This is a genomic window from Burkholderia sp. Ac-20353 (assembly GCF_017104785.1).
GTDB lineage: Bacteria > Pseudomonadota > Gammaproteobacteria > Burkholderiales > Burkholderiaceae > Burkholderia.
On sequence record NZ_JAAGPL010000092.1, the window covers coordinates 1 to 18,265 of the forward strand.

15 protein-coding genes are annotated in these 18,265 nt (G+C 67.2%); 7 read left to right on the plus strand and 8 right to left on the minus strand.

Annotated features, from left to right (window positions below; genetic code table 11):
* On the plus strand, nt 1-1,654 hold a 1,654-nt coding region (locus tag G3N94_RS24095), incomplete at its 5' end, for a family 2A encapsulin nanocompartment cargo protein cysteine desulfurase (RefSeq protein ID WP_205795071.1).
* 77 nt (nt 1,655-1,731) lie between these two features.
* On the opposite strand, the gene G3N94_RS24100 is transcribed toward G3N94_RS24095, so the two are convergent.
* A complete protein-coding gene (locus G3N94_RS24100) occupies nt 1,732-2,184 on the minus strand; it encodes a GNAT family N-acetyltransferase (RefSeq protein ID WP_205795072.1) in 453 nt (150 codons plus the stop codon).
* Between the two features lie 140 nt (nt 2,185-2,324).
* Between G3N94_RS24100 and G3N94_RS42565 the strand changes: the two genes are divergently transcribed.
* Nucleotides 2,325-3,236, plus strand: a complete 912-nt coding sequence (locus G3N94_RS42565; protein WP_241022044.1) for a GNAT family N-acetyltransferase — start codon at nt 2,325-2,327, stop codon at nt 3,234-3,236.
* A 167-nt stretch (nt 3,237-3,403) separates the two neighbouring features.
* Here G3N94_RS42565 and groL read toward each other — a convergent pair whose 3' ends face one another.
* From groL to G3N94_RS24125, 3 genes are all read right to left on the minus strand, one after another.
* A complete protein-coding gene (gene groL, locus G3N94_RS24115) occupies nt 3,404-5,044 on the minus strand; it encodes a chaperonin GroEL (protein ID WP_205795073.1) in 1,641 nt (546 codons plus the stop codon).
* A 12-nt stretch (nt 5,045-5,056) separates the two neighbouring features.
* On the minus strand, nt 5,057-5,347 hold the full coding sequence (locus tag G3N94_RS24120) for a co-chaperone GroES (protein ID WP_205795074.1): 291 nt from the start codon (nt 5,345-5,347) through the stop codon (nt 5,057-5,059).
* A 208-nt stretch (nt 5,348-5,555) separates the two neighbouring features.
* Complete coding sequence (locus G3N94_RS24125) at nt 5,556-6,839, minus strand: alpha/beta fold hydrolase (RefSeq protein WP_205795075.1); 1,284 nt, start codon at nt 6,837-6,839, stop codon at nt 5,556-5,558.
* A gap of 430 nt (nt 6,840-7,269) precedes the next feature.
* Between G3N94_RS24125 and G3N94_RS24130 the strand changes: the two genes are divergently transcribed.
* Nucleotides 7,270-7,950, plus strand: a complete 681-nt coding sequence (locus tag G3N94_RS24130; protein WP_205795076.1) for a class II aldolase/adducin family protein — start codon at nt 7,270-7,272, stop codon at nt 7,948-7,950.
* 123 nt (nt 7,951-8,073) lie between these two features.
* Nucleotides 8,074-9,204 carry a sigma 54-interacting transcriptional regulator gene (locus tag G3N94_RS24135; RefSeq protein ID WP_205795077.1) on the plus strand — a complete coding sequence of 377 codons (1,131 nt, stop codon included), beginning with the start codon at nt 8,074-8,076 and terminating at the stop codon, nt 9,202-9,204.
* Here G3N94_RS24135 and G3N94_RS24140 read toward each other — a convergent pair.
* Genes G3N94_RS24140 through G3N94_RS24155 form a run of 4 tightly spaced genes read right to left on the minus strand, consistent with a single transcriptional unit; the run spans nt 9,195 to nt 13,051 of the window.
* Nucleotides 9,195-9,983, minus strand: a complete 789-nt coding sequence (locus G3N94_RS24140) for an ABC transporter permease (protein WP_205795078.1) — start codon at nt 9,981-9,983, stop codon at nt 9,195-9,197. The two genes, G3N94_RS24135 and G3N94_RS24140, sit on opposite strands and share 10 nt — an antisense overlap.
* Nucleotides 9,984-9,999: 16 nt before the next feature.
* Complete coding sequence (locus G3N94_RS24145) at nt 10,000-10,809, minus strand: ABC transporter permease (RefSeq protein WP_205795079.1); 810 nt, start codon at nt 10,807-10,809, stop codon at nt 10,000-10,002.
* A 5-nt stretch (nt 10,810-10,814) separates the two neighbouring features.
* On the minus strand, nt 10,815-11,939 hold the full coding sequence (locus G3N94_RS24150) for a PhnD/SsuA/transferrin family substrate-binding protein (RefSeq protein ID WP_205795080.1): 1,125 nt from the start codon (nt 11,937-11,939) through the stop codon (nt 10,815-10,817).
* Nucleotides 11,940-11,974: 35 nt separating this feature from the next.
* A complete protein-coding gene (locus tag G3N94_RS24155; protein ID WP_205795081.1) occupies nt 11,975-13,051 on the minus strand; it encodes an ABC transporter substrate-binding protein in 1,077 nt (358 codons plus the stop codon).
* A 499-nt stretch (nt 13,052-13,550) separates the two neighbouring features.
* Between G3N94_RS24155 and G3N94_RS24160 the strand changes: the two genes are divergently transcribed.
* The 3 genes from G3N94_RS24160 (at nt 13,551) to G3N94_RS24170 (ending at nt 18,228) form a co-directional block, all read left to right on the plus strand.
* Nucleotides 13,551-14,723: an LLM class flavin-dependent oxidoreductase gene (locus G3N94_RS24160; protein WP_205795082.1), complete on the plus strand. Its 1,173-nt coding sequence runs from the start codon at nt 13,551-13,553 to the stop codon at nt 14,721-14,723.
* A 55-nt stretch (nt 14,724-14,778) separates the two neighbouring features.
* Nucleotides 14,779-15,837 (plus strand): ABC transporter substrate-binding protein, encoded by a 1,059-nt coding sequence (locus G3N94_RS24165; protein WP_205795083.1) that lies wholly within the window; start codon nt 14,779-14,781, stop codon nt 15,835-15,837.
* A 75-nt stretch (nt 15,838-15,912) separates the two neighbouring features.
* Nucleotides 15,913-18,228, plus strand: a complete 2,316-nt coding sequence (locus tag G3N94_RS24170; protein WP_205795084.1) for a TonB-dependent receptor — start codon at nt 15,913-15,915, stop codon at nt 18,226-18,228.
* The last annotated feature ends 37 nt before the right edge of the window (nt 18,229-18,265 follow it).

The following is an 18,265-nucleotide window of genomic DNA, read 5'->3' on the forward strand; positions in this document are numbered from 1 at the left end:
ACTGGCCGATAACCCCGTATGGAAAGCGCCCGCGCTCGAACCGCGCGTCCGCGGGGCGGCGCTAGGCGTGCCGCAGGCAACGGCACAAGGCGTGCCGCAGGCTGCGGCGGTCGGTGTCGATCGCGCGCCGCAGCCGGGCGTCCCTGCCAGCCCGTCGCCGTATTACTTCACCGATGGCACGCTGCAGGGCTGGCAGAAGACGCCGGATGACATCGTCGTGCCGTCGCGCGGCCTCGCGTCGCCCGAAGCGTTCGGCTTGCCAGGAGACGACGCGATCCGCGAACTGCTCGCGGTGAACCGGCACGCGAGTGCGTCCACGGCATCGAATGGCGACGGGTCGCGCTACTTCGTCGACGACGCACGCACTGGCGGGACGCACGATGCGCTCCATCACGGCACGTCGGCCGGCGCGGGAGACGCGCTTCGCGGCGCGCATCCGCCGTTCGACGTGAACGCGATCCGCCGCGATTTCCCGATCCTGCAGGAGCGCGTGAACGGCAAGCAACTCGTCTGGTTCGACAACGCGGCGACGACGCACAAGCCGCAGGCGGTGATCGACCGGCTCGCGTACTTCTACGCGCACGAGAACTCGAACATCCACCGCGCCGCGCACGCGCTCGCGGGCCGCGCGACCGACGCGTACGAGCATGCGCGGGAGACCGTGCAGCGCTTCATCGGCGCGTCGTCGCCGGACGAGATCGTGTTTGTGCGCGGCACGACGGAAGCGATCAACCTGATCGCGAAGACGTGGGGCGTGCAGAACGTCGGCGAGGGCGACGAGATCGTCGTGTCGCATCTCGAGCATCACGCGAACATCGTGCCGTGGCAGCAGCTCGCCGCGCAGCAGGGCGCGACGCTGCGGGTGATTCCGGTCGACGATTCGGGGCAGGTTCGGCTCGACGAGTATCGCAAGCTGCTCAACGACCGCACGAAGATCGTGTCCGTCACGCAGGTGTCGAACGCGCTCGGCACGGTCGTGCCGGTGAAGGAGATCGTCGAGCTTGCCCATCGCGCGGGCGCGAAGGCGCTCGTCGACGGCGCGCAGTCGATCTCGCACATGCGGGTCGACGTGCAGGCGCTCGATGCCGATTTCTTCGTGTTCTCGGGCCACAAGATCTACGGCCCGACGGGCATCGGCGTCGTCTACGGCAAGCGCGCGATCCTCGACGACATGCCGCCGTGGCAAGGCGGCGGCAACATGATCGCCGACGTCACGTTCGAGCGCACCGTGTTCCAGCCGCCGCCGAACCGTTTCGAGGCCGGCACCGGCAATATCGCGGACGCGGTGGGGCTCGGTGCGGCGCTCGATTACGTGAGCCGCGTCGGCATCGAGAACATCGCGCGCTACGAGCACGACCTGCTCGCGTATGCGACGAGCGTGCTCGCGCCGGTGCCGGGTGTGCGGCTCGTCGGCACCGCACGCGACAAGGCGAGCGTGCTGTCGTTCGTGCTGAAGGGCTACGAGACGGAGGAAGTCGGGCGCGCGCTGAACGAGGAGGGCATCGCGGTGCGCTCCGGGCATCACTGCGCGCAGCCGATCCTCCGGCGCTTCGGGCTCGAGGCGACCGTGCGGCCGTCGCTGGCGTTTTACAACACCTGCGATGAAGTCGATGCGCTGGTGCGCGTCGTGCGGAGGTTGGCGTCACGGCGTTGACGTCGCGCGGGAGCCGCTTGCGTATGCCGTCAACGGTGTTGCGCAAGCGGCTTGCCGCAGGAAGGGGTTTTCGATGGCTACGTTTCGCGCGGACCTTGCGACGCTCTGGCGTAGTAGATGTCCCACTCCGTTTCTTCGACCTTTCGGAAGCCGTGCTGCTGATAGAAGCGGTTTGAATCGCTGTCGCGCAGCGCGCCGACCTTGACCGGCAGCGATTGCGAATCGGCGTCGGCGAAGATCGCAGCGAGCACCGCCGAACCGATTCCCCGGCCCTGATGCGCGGGGACGATGTACAGGTGTTCAAGCGCCAGATGGTCACCGGCTGGCTTTGCTACAACGAAGCCCACGTTGACGCTATCGACCACGATGAACCGGCAGAAGGCCGGATCGAACGACGACAGGAACCGATCTCTCGCCCGCTGCGGATCGAAGCGGCCGATACGCTCCAGGCTTTCCTGCATGGCTGCGATACGCATCTGCACCAGTAAGTCGGCATCGTCGTGCGTCGTCGTTGCGAATGTCACGTTCATCAGTGTTTGGTCACGATTGAAGATGGCAGCATGGAATCTGTCATCGCGAAGTTGCGAGGTTAAAGTCGCTGGATATTGTAGTCTGCTCATTTCGCCATTAATATCGATTCCCCATCTAATTCCATACGGCGAATACCAGCATGACCGACGAAGCTATTTCCGCTACTTCGGTAGCGTACCCGGTTGAACAGCAACTGCACGCTTATAACGCACGAGATATCGACGCGTTCATGCAGTGGTGGGCGGAAGACTGCGAATATTATGAATTCCCGTCGCGGCTGCTTGCGCGAGGTGCGGACGAAATACGCGAGCGCCACGCCAAACGTTTCGAAGAATCGAATCTGTTCGGGCGACTGCTCCATCGCGCGGTCGTCGGAAACGTGGTCGTCGATCAGGAACGAGTCACGCGAACCTTTCCGGAAGGTACGGGGGAGGTGGACGTAGTCGCGATTTATGAAGTGTCGAACGGCAAGATCGCGAAAGCCTGGTTCAAGGTGGGTACGCCAGAATTACATAAAAATTCGACGGTCACTAATATGATACGCATTGCACACGTCGGTGACGCCGATCGCCTGGCTGAATTGAAGCGTGAAACGTTCCGCGAAACGTTTGTCGAGGGCTTCGGGATACCTTATGGCGCTGAGGATCTCGCGGCTTATGAAGCCGCAAGTTACTCGCCGGAAGTCGTCAGGGGCCAGCTGCTGGATCCGGAGCACCGAACCTGGGTGGTCGAGGCGAGTGATCAGTCGTTGGTTGGTTATGCGTTTGTCGGTCCGTGCAAATTGCCGCATCCCGAAGTGAAGAACGGAGACGGGGAGATTTGCCAGATTTACCTGCGTCGCAACGCGCAAGGTACCGGGGCCGGTCAGCGCCTGCTCGGTCTTGCAATCGACTTTCTTGCGGAGAACCGGCCCGGCCCGATCTGGCTCGGCGTATGGTCCGGTAACGAGAAGGCCATTGCATTCTATGAGCGGGCCGGGTTCAAGCGCGTCGGCGGTTATGAATTCAAGGTCGGAAGCTCGACCGATGCCGAGTTTATCTATCGTCGCTAACGTGTTCGATTGATCCATGCGCGCGGATCCGGCCACCTCGCATTGGCGTCGCTTGCCTGCGCGTTGAGACCACGGATAAAAAACAACGCGTGGCGATCTGAGTTGCCACGCGTTGCGTTTTCTCCGCAGCCTCCACCGTGCCGGTTATCCGGCACACGAGGCCATGTTCAGAAATCGAACCCCGGCCCACCCGCACCCGGCGCGCCGGGCGTCGCGGCCGGCGCCGGATCCTTCGGCGCTTCATGCACGGTCGCATCGGTCGTCAGCAGCAGCCCCGCGACCGACGCAGCGTTCTGTAGCGCGGTGCGCGTGACCTTGGTCGGATCGAGCACGCCAGATTCGACGAGGTCGCCGTATTCACCGGTCTGCGCGTTATACCCGAAGTTGCCCGAGCCTTCCGCGACCTTCGCGACGACCACGCTCGCTTCTTCGCCCGCGTTCGTGACGATCTGGCGCAGCGGTTCCTCGAGCGCGCGCAGCACGATCTTGACGCCCGCGTTCTGGTCGGCGTTTGCGCCGGTCAGCTCGCGGATCGCCTGCTTCACGCGGATCAGCGCGACACCGCCGCCCGGCACGATGCCTTCCTCGACGGCCGCGCGCGTTGCATGCAGCGCGTCGTCGACGCGATCCTTCTTCTCCTTGACCTCGATTTCCGTCGCACCGCCGACCTTGATCACCGCGACGCCGCCCGCGAGCTTCGCGACGCGTTCCTGCAGCTTCTCGCGATCGTAGTCCGACGTCGCGTCGCCGATCTGCACGCGAATCTGCTTCACGCGCGCCTCGATATTCGCCGCGTTGCCGGCGCCGTCGATCACCGTCGTGTTTTCCTTGCCGACCTCGATGCGCTTCGCCTGCCCGAGCTCCGCGAGCGTCGTCTTCTCGAGCGTCAGGCCCGTTTCCTCGGCGATCACCTGGCCGCCGGTCAGGATCGCGATGTCCTCGAGCAGTGCCTTGCGGCGGTCGCCGAAGCCCGGTGCCTTGACCGCGACGGTCTTCAGGATTCCTCGCAGGTTGTTCACGACGAGCGTCGCGAGCGCTTCGCCCTCGACGTCTTCCGCGATGATCAGCAGCGGCCGGCCGGACTTCGCGACCTGTTCGAGCACCGGCAGCAGGTCGCGGATGTTCGCGATCTTCTTGTCGTGCAGCAGGATGTACGGGTTCTCGATCTCGGCGATCTGTTTGTCCGCGTTGTTGATGAAGTACGGCGACAGATAGCCGCGATCGAACTGCAGCCCTTCGACGACGTCGAGTTCGTCGGCGAGCGACTTGCCGTCCTCGACGGTGATCACGCCTTCCTTGCCGACGCGGTCGATCGCCTCGGCGATGCGCTGGCCGATCGATTCCTCGCCGTTCGCGGAGATCGTCGCGACCTGCGCGATTTCCTTGCTCGTCGTGGTCGGCCTGCTGATCTTCTTCAGCTCTTCGACGGCCGCCGCGACGGCCTTGTCGATGCCGCGCTTCAGGTCGAGCGGGTTGAGCCCCGCGGCGACGTATTTCTGCCCTTCGCGGACGATCGCCTGCGCGAGCACGGTGGCTGTCGTCGTGCCGTCGCCGGCCGCGTCGCTCGTGCGCGACGCGACCTCCTTCACAAGCTGCGCGCCGATGTTCTGCAGCTTGTCGGCGAGCTCGATTTCCTTCGCAACCGACACGCCATCCTTCGTGACGACCGGCGCGCCGAAGCTGCGCTCGAGCACGACGTTGCGGCCTTTCGGCCCGAGCGTGACCTTTACCGCGTTCGCGAGAATGTTCACGCCTTCGGTCAGTTTCGCGCGGGCGACGTCGCTGAAGATGATGTCCTTTGCTGCCATGATTGCGCTCCGTTATTGATTGACGACGGCGACGATGTCTTCCTCGCGCAACACGAGAAGTTCATCGCCGTTCACCTTGACCGACTGGCCCGCGTACTTGCCGAACAGCACGCGCTCGCCGACCGTCAGGTCGGGCGCGATGCGCTGGCCGTCGGCGTCCCGGCGGCCAGGACCGACCGCGATCACTTCGCCCTGGTCGGGCTTTTCCGCGGCGCTGTCGGGAATCACGATGCCCGAAGCGGTGGTGGTTTCATGGTCGAGTCGCTTCACGATGACCCGATCGTGCAAGGGGCGTAGGCTCATCTGTCCGTCCTGTTCTGTCGAGATTGGTTGGCACTCTTTATCAGAGAGTGCTGACGAGTATAAAAACGGACGCCGGTGCGATCCAATAACGGATTCCGAAAAGCATTTGCGTGCGGGCGCTTTGGACGCGCGTACGGCAGCGAAACAGCAAAGTGCTCGATTCCGGGAAAGCATTTGCGCCGTCGTGCAAAGCGCGTGCGTCCGGCGGCTATTGCGTCGCAGCCTGCTGTGGCGACGGCGTGCAGATCGCCCGGATCTTCTCGCCCGCGAGCACGCGTTTCACGAACGGGATCGAATCGGCAAGCGACGCGTTGACGGTGCCGTTGTGTTCCCGGCCCGCGTAGAGGTGCGCCTCGACCGTCGTGCCGGCCGCGCACGCATCTTTCGCGAGCGCGAGTTCGAGCGGCGCGAGCCCGTCGTCCGCACCCGCGCCGATGAACACGGGCGTGTCGATCTTCAGCGTCGGGTACTTCAGGTATTCGTCCCACCACGCCTTCAGCCGCGCGTCGCCGCCGGGTTTCACGGTGTTCGCGTGCGTGAGGTGCGCGAGCGCCGCGTCGTCCTCGAGCGACGCGAGGCAACTGACGCGCGCCTGTTCGAGAATCGGCAGCGCGGTGTCGGTCAGCACTTCATCCGCGCGCAGCGTCGGATCGATCTGCTGCGCGGACAGCACCGAATAGAACTGGTAAGCGAGCGTCGGATCGACGCGGTTCGGCTCGCGCCGATACGCGGTTTCGAACTTCGGCAGCGACGCGAGCGTCGCGCGTGGCGCGTTGTAGATCACGCCGGTCGCCACCGTCGCGCGGATCGCGAGGTCGGGTGCATAGCCGGGCGCGTATCCTGCCGCCGCGACGACCGCGGAGCCGCCTTGCGACTGGCCGACCAGCACGACTTCGTTCGCGAGGTCGGGCTCGGCATGAAGCACCGCGCGCGCACTGTCGAGCAGCGTGTAGCTGTTCGAGCGGTTGTTGAGTTGCGGATTCGGTCCTGGCGTGCCGAGCCCCTGATAGTCGGTCGCGACGACTGCGAAGCCCTGTTGCAGCCATGCGTTCAGGTAGCGCACGTCGCGATACGAGCGGCCGAACCACGACGGTGCGCAGATGTCGGCCATCCCGAACGTGCCGTGCGCCCATGCGACGATCGGCCAGCCGCCGGCGGGCGGCGTGCCGCGCGGCACGAACAGCGCGCCCGACACGGCGATCGGCGTGCGGCCGCCAACGCCGTCGGTCGACGAATACAGGATGCGAAGCTGCCGCGCGGCGCTCGCGAGACCGAGCGTCGCGGGCAGCGGCTCGGAGCGCAGCAGCACGCCGGGCGTGGCGGGAATGTCCCGGTCCCATGTGTAGAACGCGGATACGCGGCCGTCGCCTTGCAGTGGATCGGGTGCCGGCACGCGGGCGGCAGACGCCGCGAGCGAAGGGACGGACGACGCGGCGAGCGCCGAAACCAGCAGTGTGCGCGCGGCGACGCCGCGCAGATGCAAGAGTGTCATGGTCGGGTGGATGTGAATGAAGTCGGAACGGGATGCGACGCGCGCAGCGCTAAATGGGCCGCATGAGGCCGCACGAGGCCGCACGAGGGCCGCATGAGGACCGCGCGACGCGAGCGGGTTGCGATGCAAGATTCGAACCAGCGAGTTGCGCTGTGCATCGCCGTCGGTACTGCCGGCTCGTGATGCGATTCGCGTTGCCGTCACCGGTTTGCGAACTGTGTTGCACGCAGCAAAGCGGGTCACGCGCTGCTGCTCCTGCAGCAGGTTCACGCGCACGATTCGCATGACGCCTGGCATCGGCCGCATGCCCGCATCGGACAGACAGCGATCCACGCGTATGCACGTCGCTGGCACGATTGCTGCTGATCCCGTCACGGCAGGCCGCCATCCGGCGGCACGATTCGTTCAACCGGAAAAGGACTCCACATCCATGTCAGTCACTCAAGCCATCGACAGCGGCGAACTCGTGGCGTTCGTCGAAAGCGCGGCGCGCGAATTCGCGCAGGCTGCGCGCGTGCTCAATGAAACGCGCACGCTGTCCGCGACCAACACGTTCCAGGCATTCCAGCGTGTGCCTGGCACGGAGCTCGTCGTCGCGCTGTCGGCGCCGAGTCCGTGGGCCGCGTCGCAGGAGATCCAGCCCGTCGTCGTGACGCTCGACGGCGACGTGCTGCACGGCGACGCGCACGCGGGCGGCAACGGTACGCGCTACGCAGGCGTGTTCCGCGAGGCGCCCGAGGTCGACGTCGTGATCCACGTGCATGGCCCGTATCTCGGCGCGTGGGCGAGCGCGCACCGCTCGCTGCCGATCCTCTATGCGCCGGCCGCGCGCTACACGCGCGCGCGGGAGATCCCGGTCTACGTCGACCGCCGGCCCGGCGAGTCACGCTTCATCGTCGACACGATCCACCGCGATCCGGACGTTCCGGCGATTCTCGAGGCGAACGGCGGCGCGACGTTCTGGGGCAAGTCGATTCTCGACGTGTCGAAGTACATCCTGATCCTCGAGGAAGCCGCGTACTTCCAGGCGCTCGCGCAGCCGCTCGGCGGCTCGCAGGCATTCGGGCCGGGCGCGCTCGAGCAGCAATGGAAGATGACCGGGCTCGCGTGAGCGCGGTGCCGCGCGACGGTTGCAATCCGGACGACGTCATACCGATAGCTCGATGAATTGGTTCGTCGCCGGCGCGGGCCTTGCTATCGTCGGGCTTTCCCCGTTCATCACGCCGGTCGTGCCATGGCCATTTTCAGCTTGCCCGATCCGACTTTGCACGCGATCACCATCCGTGCGAAGGCCCTGACGTTCGACGATCCCAAATCGCGGGTGCTGCTCGAACGTATCCAGCTCGTCGCGCCGAGCGATGCAACCGTGCTCGTAACGGGCGAGAGCGGCACCGGCAAGGAGCTGATCGCGCGTCTCGTGCATTCGCTGAGCGAGCGCCGGGACGGGCCGTTCGTCGCGGTCAACTGCGGCGCGTTTTCGGAAACGCTGATCGAAAGCGAGCTGTTCGGCCACGAGCGCGGCGCGTTCACCGGCGCGGTGAACAGCCAGCCCGGCTGGTTCGAATCCGCGAATCGCGGCACGCTCTTTCTCGACGAGGTGGGCGACCTGCCGCTGTCCGCACAGGTGAAGCTGCTGCGCGTGCTGCAGGAGCGCGAGGTGACGCCGGTCGGCTCGCGCAAGACCGTGAGGATCGACGTGCGGCTCGTGGCGGCGACCAACGTGAATCTCGAAGCGGCGGTGCGCGCGGGCAATTTCCGTGAGGACCTGTACTACCGGCTCAACGTCGTGAAGCTGAGCCTGCTGCCGCTGCGCGAGCGGCCCGGCGACATCGCGCCGCTGATCGAGCATTTCGTCGACGCGTATGCAAAGCGGCTGCGCGTCGCGGCGCCGTCGCTGACGGACGCCGCACGCGCGCGGTTGCATGCCCATGCATGGCCCGGCAACATCCGCGAGCTCGAGAACGTGATCCACCACGCGATGCTGATCTGCGCGGGCGGTGCGATCGATGTCGGCGACCTGCAGTTCTCTGCGCTGTCGCTGGCGCCGTCCGATGCCGAGGCGGGCGGGGCGGCGGCGGTCGCACCGCCGCGGCGCCCGCGCGACGTCGCCGAAGCGACCGACGCGCTGCGCAATGCGGTGATCGAACTGCTCGACCTCGGCGCGCCGAACCTGTGGCAGCACATCGAGGATACGGTGTACCGCAGCGTGTTCGACTACAGCGAGCACAACCAGCTGCGCATGTCGCGCCTGCTCGACCAGTCGCGCAACATCGTACGTGCGCGGCTCGCGCAGCTCGGCATCCTGAAGCCGCGCGACACGGGAAATACGGGCGACGCCGACACGCGGCTGCGCCGTCACGCGTGATCGCGCCAGCGCAGCGCGCGCCGCGCGATCCGCTCGCATAGCACGCTCATCGCCACCGCCAGCGCGGTCACGCCGAGCACGCACACGAGCAGCACGTCGGCGCGCGCGCCGGCCTGTGCGTTCTGCATCAGGTTGCCGACACCCGCGCCCGCATTGAACAGAAGCTCGCTGCTCGTCGCGGTGATCCACGCGAACGGCACGGCCTGCAGCACGCCCGCGAACAGATCGGGCAGCGCGCCTGGGATCAGCACGTCACGCCACAGGCCGACGCGTGTCAGGCGATACGACTGCGCGAGTTCGACGTAGCGCGGATCGACACGGCTCAGCCCGTCGAAGCTCGCGGTCGTCATCGGATAGAACGCGGCGAGCGCGACGATCAACACCTTCGCGAAGTCGCCGGTGCCGGCCCACAGGCTCAGCAGCGGAATCAGCCCGAGCAGCGGCACGTAGCGCAGCGCCTGGAACGACGGCTCGCACAGCTTGCGCGCGAGCGTCGAGCGCGCCATCGCCGCGCCGAGCACAAGCCCGGCGACGACGCCGAACGCGAGCCCGAGCGTCGTGCGGCGCACGCTCGCGCCGAGATCGGTCGCGAGCTCGCCGCTGCGCGCGAGTTCGATCAACGCGCTGCCGACCTCCTGGAGCGGCACGAACGCGTACTGATGGGCCGCGTCGCCATTCGACGCGAACTGCCACGCGGCGACGAGCGCGGCAGGCACGACGAGGCCGCGCGCACGGCGGCGCAGTTCGGCGAACGAGATACGTTGGGCTATGACAGTCATCTTTGGAATACCTCGATCAGCACGCCGGCGCCTGCCAGCGCAACGCATGGCGCTGCACGAGCGCGATCGACCGGTCGAGCGCGAAGCCGATCAGCCCGATCACCGCGACGTCGACGAGCACCACGTCGAGCCGCAGCATCTGCCGCGCGAGTTCCATCATCTGGCCGATCCCGCTGTCGGCGCTCAACAGTTCGACCGCGACGAGTGCGAGCCACGCGCGTGCCAGCGCGATCCGGATGCCGGTCAGCAGCGGCGGCAACGCGGCCGGCAGCAAGACATCGCGCAACAGTTCGAAGGGGCCGACGCCGTAGTGACGCGCCATCTCGACGAGATCGCGCGGTGCGTCGCGCACACCCGCACAGGCGGCCAGCGCCACCGGAAAGAACACGGCCTTGCCGACGACGACGAGCTTCAGCGGCTCGTCGACGCCGATCAGCAGGATCAGCAGCGGAATCAGCGTGAGCGTCGGCACCTGCCGCAGCAGGTCGAACGTCGGCCGCAGGTAGTCTGAGAACCGTCGGCTGGATGCGAGCAGGATGCCGAACGCGGCGCCGCTCGTCGCGCCGATCGCGAAGCCGAGCGCGAGCCGGTGCAGCGTGATCAGCAGGTTGTCGCGCAGTTCGCCGGTTTCGATCAGCACGCGCAGCGTCGCGGCGATCCGCGCGGGCGGCACGACGAGCTGCGGCGGAAACCAGCGCTGCGTACTGGCGAGCCACCACAGCGCGGCGAACGCGACGGGCGTCGCCCACCACAGTGCGTGACCGCCGAGCCACGCGAGGCCGGGCGCGCGTGCGGCGCGCGGTGCACTCGACGTCAGGGCGCGCATCGGCGTCAGCGGGTCGCGACGCGCGACGCGTCGGCGCGCCAGTAGCCGTCGAGGCCGAGCTGCTTGAGCGCGGTCGTGACGAACGCCGGTGCGAGGAGCGCGTTCACGTCGACGGGCGTCGACGTCAGCCCGGCCTGGCGGCTGTATGCGATCACGTCGCGGTAGTGGTCGGTCAGCGCAGGCGTGAACAGCGGCGTCCATTGCTCGTTCCACGGCGTCGCTTCGTCCGCGTACTCGCGTCGCACGACGTTTTCCGGCTGGCCCGACGCGCTCAGGATCTTCACGAACGCGTCGCGGTTCTGCGGTTGCGAGATCCAGTGCGCGGCGCGGACGTACGCGGTTGCGACGAGCTGCGTGATGTCCGGGTAGCGCCGCACGAAATCGTCGGACGCCCACAGTTCGGCGCGCATCTTCCAGTCGTCGGGTGCGGTCTTGGTCGACCAGATGATCTTGCCGACGTGCTTGTCGACGAGCGAATACGCATCGGACAGCGTGAAGAACCCGTCGACACGCCCGGCCGCGACGGCCGCCGCGCCGGCCTGCGGATCGAGGTTGTAGACCTTGAAGTCGGACAGCTTCAAGCCGTTCGCGGCGAGCAGCTTGCCGAACGTGACTTCCCACGGCCGGCCGCGATTGAGCGCGATGCGCTTGCCTTTGAGGTCGGCAATCGATTTTGCGGTCGAGTTGGCCGGCACGACGAGATACGTGTTGCTGCCGACGCCGCCCGGCACGACCAGCCGCGTATGCGTGCCCGATGCGTTGACGACGACCGACGGCAGGTCGCCGTAGCCCGCGAAGTCGATGCTGCCGTTGGTGAACGCCTCGTTGACGAGCGTGCCGACCGCGGCGGTCGACACGGGCACCCATTGCAGCTTCACGTGGCGCGCGGCGAGTGCGTTTTCGAGCGACTTGTCCGCGTCGATCAGCGCGGACGCACCCGCGTATTGCGTCTTGCCGCCGCTCGAATACGCGACGACGGCGATTCGCACGACTTTGGGCGCATCTTCTGCATGCGCGACCGGTGCGGTCAGCGTGGCCAGCGTGACGATAGCGACCGGCAGCGCAGCGAGCAGTGCGCGCAGTGCGGGCAGCGGGCGGTGCAGCGAAGCGAAGGAGAGCGTGGGTTTCATGATGGTCCGGAATGAGTGACGGAAAAGGGCGACGCTCACGCGTGCTTCTGCAGCGACGGTCGCAGCACGTCGGCGAGCGGGCGCGGATCGATCCAGTCGGCAACGTCGAAATCGGTTTCCAGGAAGCCCCAGTCGTGCAGGAACGTCTTGAAATCGTCGAGCGCGGCGATCGACTCGTCGTCGAGATTGACGCCGAGGTGCTGATGCAACTGGTTGCCATACGCGGCCCGCACCCAGTCGATCGACGACGCGGTTTCGCCGGCCACGTACTGCGCGGTGTCGTCCGGATGCGTGCGCGCCCAGTCGCCGGCCGCGACGACAAGCTTCAGGAAGCCGGCGACGATATCCGGATGGTTCGCGAGCACGTCCGCGTTGACCGTCAGCGGGCGCGGCGTGCCGTTGTTGTTGCGGATCGCGCGCTCGGGATGGAAGCCGATGTCGATCACGACGTGCGCGCCGATGAGCTGCGCGATCTCCAGGCCTGTCGAGCCCTTCACGTAGATCGCGTCGACCTCGCCGCGCAGCAGCGCGCCGGCTTCGGCCGCGTACAGCGCGCGGCTCGAGAACCCCAGTGGCGACGCGAACAGGCTCGCCGCGCGCGCGGGGCCCACGGCCTGCAGCGTGCGAGCGCGCACGTCGACGAGCTCGACGTCGCGCGTGGTCAGCCCGTCGAGGCTCAGTGCATTGACGAAGCCGCGCAGCGCCGATGCGCGAAAGATGTCGATGCGGTCGTCGGGGCGGCTCGGAATCGCGATGCGGCGCCCGCGCAGCGCCTTCACCGAGTGGATGCCCGATTCGGGCCGCGCAAGGATCAGCTGCGACTCGTCGACCCACGACAGCCCGATTACGCGCGTGTTCGCGGCGTTCGAGCGCGCCCACATCGCGGGGATGCTGCCGCCCTGGCGAAACGATTGCGTGAGCGTGTGGTCGCTTATCGACGATACGTCGAGCCGCGTCGCGCCGCGCGGCGAGCGGATCGCGACACCGTCGGCCGACGTTTCGCCGTTGAGCCAGCCGAGATGCACCGCGATGCCGAGCGGGGTCGGCACGGGCGAACGGGCATACCAGAACGTCTGCTGCTTGTCCGATGACGAATCGGGCCTGTCTGTCATGTGTGTGAGTCCCTGTCTGGGTAGGCGTGAGCGTTGCGCCGTCACGCACGCGCGTCGCGTGCTCCGGCCACTCAGCGTTGCAAGTTCCAGGCCAGCGGTGTGACCGACGCAACGCGCGCGTGACGGCGGGCCTCGCGTGCGCCAGCACCGCGGCGCCGCCCACGCCGGCTGTTGCGCCAGCAACAGTCGCGCGTGGGGCTGTTGCACGGGCAGCAGTGGCGTTGCGTGCGCAGCAACGCTGCGGCGGTGCGCGCGCGATACGCGGGCTTCGATCGCCGTGGCGCGTGCCGGGTGCCGAAATGTCCGCCGCGCAACGCGCCGTGCCGCGTCGCGCGGCGCGGCGGCGCGGTGGCCAGCCGGCTGCGGAGGCATTGGCACGCCGCGTGCTTTACAGCGTGTCGGGCGCGGTGCGGAGGCGTCGCGTATTTCTGCAAGCCGTCCCGCGCGGGACGCTCCGAACGAGCGTTGTGTCGCGCGGGCACACAAGGAGATCTTTCCGATGGCTGTTGAATTTCTGTGGCGCCTGCCGATGCACGGCGACGGCAGGCGCGCGCACGACCTGCATACGCGCGGCGAGTGGAACCGCCAGCGCGCGTCGCGTGTCGCGCCGAAGCTCGACGACGACGATTTCGGCTACATCGACTATCTGTCGCAGGTCGCGCGTGCGGCCGACATCGCCGGCTTTCACGGCGCACTGATTCCGATCTTCCGCTTCACCGAGGAACCGTGGGTCGTTGCCGCTGCGCTCGCGCGCGAAACGCGCCGGCTGCGGCTGCTGATCGCGCTGCAGCCGCATTTCGTGCATCCCGTCTACGCAGCGCAGATGGCCGCGAGCCTGCAGCGGATCAGCCGTGGCCGCGTCGAATGGAACGTCGTCACGGGTGGCGGCGGCCCGGACCAGCGTGCATATGGCGATTTCATCGATCACGACAGCCGCTATGCGCGCACCGACGAATTCCTCGACGTCGTGAAGGGCGTGTCGGCCTGCGAGCCGTTCACGTTCGACGGCCGCTTCTACCGGGTCGAAGCAGGCGGCCTGCTGCCGCCGCTGAGCGGGCAGAAGCCGCCGCGTATCTACCTGGCCGGCGCGAGCGACGCGGCGCTCGCGGTCGCGGCGAAACATGGCGACGTGCACCTGAGCTGGGGCGAGCCGCTCGCAAAGCAGAAGGAAGTGATCGACGCCGCGCGCCGCGCGCTCGACCGGCAGAACGCCGAGCGCGACCTGCGCTTCGGGATGCGCATCGACATCCTCGCGCGCGAAACCGAGGAGCAGGCGTGGGCCGAGCTTCGGCAGATGTTCGCGACCGTCAGCGCATCAACACGCAATGGCTTCGGCGGGCGCGGCGAATCGTCGGAATCGGTCGGCGCGAAACGCCAGTTCGCGCTGCACCAGGGCAACACGCAGCACTTCGACGAGCTGATCGTGGGCCCGAACCTGTGGGCCGGGATGTCGCAGATTCGTGGCGGCCCCGGTTGCGTGATCGTCGGCAGCCACGAGCAGGTGGCCGAGCGGCTCGCGGAATACGTCGACATCGGCGTGTCGACGTTCATTCTCGCGAGCAATCCGCATCTCGAGGAAGCGTATCGCGTTGGCGAGGAGGTGCTGCCGCTCGTCGACGGCGCGCTGAACGCGCGCGGCACGCAGGCGGCGCTGAGCGTCGCGGGCGCATGAGCGGATACTTGAACGGGCGAAATGCGCCCGCGTTTCAACGACAAGGACAACCACTATGACGATACTCGCTGCGCAGGCGACGGCCTCCGACGCACTCTGGTACACGCGCTGCCCGGTGCCGACCGCACTCGGCATCGCCGTGCATCGCGGCTGGTTCGACGACGAGTTCGGCCCGGACGGAATCGCGCTGCGTTCGCTGCAGGAGACCGCCGACGCAGACAAGCGCGAATCGCATTTCGATCACAGCCTGCCGCATTCCTTCCGGCAGGGCGGCAACATTCCCGCGCTGTGGGCGCGCGCACGCGGCGCAGATACGCGCGTGATCGGGCTGTCGTGGACCAACGAGTTTCAGGCGATCGTCACGCTGCCCGACCGCGGCATCCGCACGCCGCGCGATCTGCGCGGCCGGCGGCTCGGGCTGCCGCGCCACACGATCAGCATCGACTTCTGGCGCGCGGCCGCGCTGAAGGGCTTCCTCAGCGCGCTCGAACTGGAAGGGCTCGGCCACGGCGACGCCGAATGGATCGACCTGCCGGACATCGCGCCCGATGCGCGCGCGCAGCGCATGGGACCCGCATCGTTCGCGAGCGGCCCGCACGAATACGGGCTCGAAATCGCGGCGCTCGTGCGCGGCGACGTCGACGCGGTGTTCGTGAAGGGCGTCGAGGGGCTGGAAACCGTGCACCTGATCGACGCGCAGGTCGTGATCGATCTCGGCGCGCATCCCGATCCGCTCGTGCGGATCGGCAACGGCACGCCGCGCACGCTGACGGTCGACCGTGCGCTGATCGACGCGCGCCCCGATCTCGTGAGCCGCTTCCTGTCGGTCGTGGTCGGCGCGGGCGACTGGGCCGCGCGCCATCCGGCCGAGACGGTCGCCTATATCGGCCGCGAGACGCGCGCGTCCGACGAGTGGGTGCGTTACGCGTACGGCGCGGACGTTCACCGGCATCTGGAGACGGGGCTCGCACCGACGTCGATCGACGGGCTCGCTGCGTTCAAGGACTTTCTCGTCGAATGGGGCTTTCTCGAACGCGATTTCGATGCACGCGCGTGGGTCGATCCGGAGCCGTTCACGCGTATCGACCGGAATCGCCACGGGTGGGTCGCGTAGCACGCCGCAAATTGCAATACCGAACCTCGTGCGTCGCGCACGTGCGTTCAACCGATCAAACAGGATGACTAATCGATGCTCAGGAAAAAAGTAATCGTCACCGCGCTGGGGGGACTGCTGACGGGCGGACTCGTATCGCTGCCCGCATGGGCGGAAGACGGCGCGACGACAACGGGCGCGCCGGACGCGAAGCCGGCGCAGCAGGCACAGGGCGATGGGGCGGCTGCGGCGCCGCAGGCGGACCGCACGACGCACGGCGCGGCCGAGCGCGTAACGAATCTCGGCACGGTGACGGTGACCGCGCGGCGCCGCAAGGAGCGCATCCAGGACGTGCCGGTCGCGGTGAGCGCGATCGGCGGCGATGCGATCAGAAAGAACGAACTGCGCGTCGTCAACGACGTGACGAAGTACGTGCCGAATTTCACCGGGCAGTCGACCGAAGGCCGCGAGCGACCGCGCTGGTTCCTGCGCGGCGTCGGCAGCAACGATCCGTCGGACCTGTCGCTGAGCCCGATCGGCGTGTACTTCGACGACGTCTACATCAACAGCGTGTTCGGACAGGGCTTTCCGCTGTTCGACCTCGACCGCATCGAAGTGCTGCGCGGGCCGCAGGGCACGCTGTGGGGCAAGAACACCGTCGGCGGCGCGCTCAGCATCACGTCGCAGAAGCCGACGTTCGACGTGAGCGGCTACGGCAAGCTCGGGATCGGCCAGTACAACAGCCGGCTTGCGGAAGCCGCGATCGGCGGGCCGATCGGCAACAACGACGTACTTGCCGCGCGCGTGTCGGTGTATCACGAGAACGCCGACAGCTTCTACACGAACACGGTTCAGCAAGGCCGCTTCGGCGGCTTCCACGACAACGCGGTGCGTTTCCAGGTGCTGGCCGTACCGACGTCGGACACCGACTTCCTGTTCAACATTCACGGTCGCAACTACACGGGCGGCGGCAACGCGTGGCATGCGCAGGGCGCGGGGCCGGGCGGCGCGAACCAGTTCGGCTTCGTCGGGTCGAGCGACCCGTATACGGTGTCGCTCAACGCGCCGTCGAGCGATCACATCTCGACCTGGGGCACGTCGCTGACCGCGCACTGGCGGATCAATCCGGCACTGTCGCTGACGTCGATCACCGCGTTCGAAGGGCTGCACCGCTGGTATCAGGACGACGAGGACTATTCGCCGTTCGACGCCGCGCGCTCACACGACCGGCTGTCGAGCCGCCAGTTCTCGCAGGAATTCCGGCTCGAATCGCCGCAGAACGACCGGCTGAGCTGGCTCGTCGGCACGCATCTGTTTACCGAGCAACTGGCCGAGCAGGGCGCGGGCGGTGGCTTGCCCGGCTCGCCGTCGCCGGCGTTCTATCACCTGACCGACCTCACGCAGCACACGCAGAGCGCGGCGATCTTCGGCAGCGTCAAGTACCGCTTCACCGATCGCTTCAACGTGACGGGCGGGCTGCGCTACACGATCGAACGCAAGAACATCAACCTGACGGGCGTGCAGGGCACGGGCAACGTGACGTTCAGCGATCCGAACGACTGGTGGTCGCCGGCGTCGGTATCGTCGCCGCTCGCGGTCAGCGCACGGCAGAACCAGACCAATACGTGGCGCGCGCCGACCTGGGACCTCACGCCCGAATACGCGCTCGCGGACAACGTGCGCGCGTATTTCCGCTATGCGCGCGGCTTCCGCTCGGGTGGCTACAACGGCAACGCGTACACGCAAAGCACCGTGTCGACCGTGTCGCCGGAGTACCTGACCGACTACGAGGTGGGGATCAAGAGCGAGTGGTTCGACAAGCGGCTGATCGTCAACGCGAGCGTGTTCCACTACGACTACCGCGACATCCAGGTATTCGCGCTCGCGCCGAACCCGTTCGGCGGGCCGCCCGTGTCGACGCTGTCGAACGCGGGGCAGGGGCGCGCGGATGGCTTCGAGCTCGAGCTGAAGGCGCAGCCGGTCAACAGCCTTTACCTGTTCGCGAACCTCGGGATGCTGAACACGCGCTATACGGAGTTCCGCTATGTGCCGACCGCGGTCGGCAACTCGTTCGCGCGCTCGCCGCACACGACGATCAACGCGGGCTTCGACTATCGGGTGCCGTTGACGTTCGGCACGCTGACGGCGGGCGGGGACGTCAACTACCGGAGCCACGAATACTTCAGCGCGACCCGGCAGACGATGCCGCAGCTCTGGCAGGGTGGCTACACGGTGCTGAACGCGCATGTGTCGTACACGACGCCGAACCAGAAGTACATCGTGACGGGCTACGTGACGAACCTGACCAACAAGGTCTACAAGAAGCTCGAACTGCTGCCGTCGTATGGCGCATATCCGGTGTTGTATGGTGATCCGCGGACGGTCGGGTTGACGTTGACCGCGAAGATCTGACCGGTTGGGGGCGGCGCGGGGCCGCATCGCGCGCGAG

Coding starts and splice junctions, on each gene's coding strand:
- G3N94_RS24100 (WP_205795072.1), bottom strand. CDS start 2,184: ATGAACGTGACATTCGCAACGACGACGCACGACGATGCCGACTTACTG.
- G3N94_RS42565 (WP_241022044.1), top strand. CDS start 2,325: ATGACCGACGAAGCTATTTCCGCTACTTCGGTAGCGTACCCGGTTGAA.
- groL (WP_205795073.1), bottom strand. CDS start 5,044: ATGGCAGCAAAGGACATCATCTTCAGCGACGTCGCCCGCGCGAAACTG.
- G3N94_RS24120 (WP_205795074.1), bottom strand. CDS start 5,347: ATGAGCCTACGCCCCTTGCACGATCGGGTCATCGTGAAGCGACTCGAC.
- G3N94_RS24125 (WP_205795075.1), bottom strand. CDS start 6,839: ATGACACTCTTGCATCTGCGCGGCGTCGCCGCGCGCACACTGCTGGTT.
- G3N94_RS24130 (WP_205795076.1), top strand. CDS start 7,270: ATGTCAGTCACTCAAGCCATCGACAGCGGCGAACTCGTGGCGTTCGTC.
- G3N94_RS24135 (WP_205795077.1), top strand. CDS start 8,074: ATGGCCATTTTCAGCTTGCCCGATCCGACTTTGCACGCGATCACCATC.
- G3N94_RS24140 (WP_205795078.1), bottom strand. CDS start 9,983: ATGACTGTCATAGCCCAACGTATCTCGTTCGCCGAACTGCGCCGCCGT.
- G3N94_RS24145 (WP_205795079.1), bottom strand. CDS start 10,809: ATGCGCGCCCTGACGTCGAGTGCACCGCGCGCCGCACGCGCGCCCGGC.
- G3N94_RS24150 (WP_205795080.1), bottom strand. CDS start 11,939: ATGAAACCCACGCTCTCCTTCGCTTCGCTGCACCGCCCGCTGCCCGCA.
- G3N94_RS24155 (WP_205795081.1), bottom strand. CDS start 13,051: ATGACAGACAGGCCCGATTCGTCATCGGACAAGCAGCAGACGTTCTGG.
- G3N94_RS24160 (WP_205795082.1), top strand. CDS start 13,551: ATGGCTGTTGAATTTCTGTGGCGCCTGCCGATGCACGGCGACGGCAGG.
- G3N94_RS24165 (WP_205795083.1), top strand. CDS start 14,779: ATGACGATACTCGCTGCGCAGGCGACGGCCTCCGACGCACTCTGGTAC.
- G3N94_RS24170 (WP_205795084.1), top strand. CDS start 15,913: ATGCTCAGGAAAAAAGTAATCGTCACCGCGCTGGGGGGACTGCTGACG.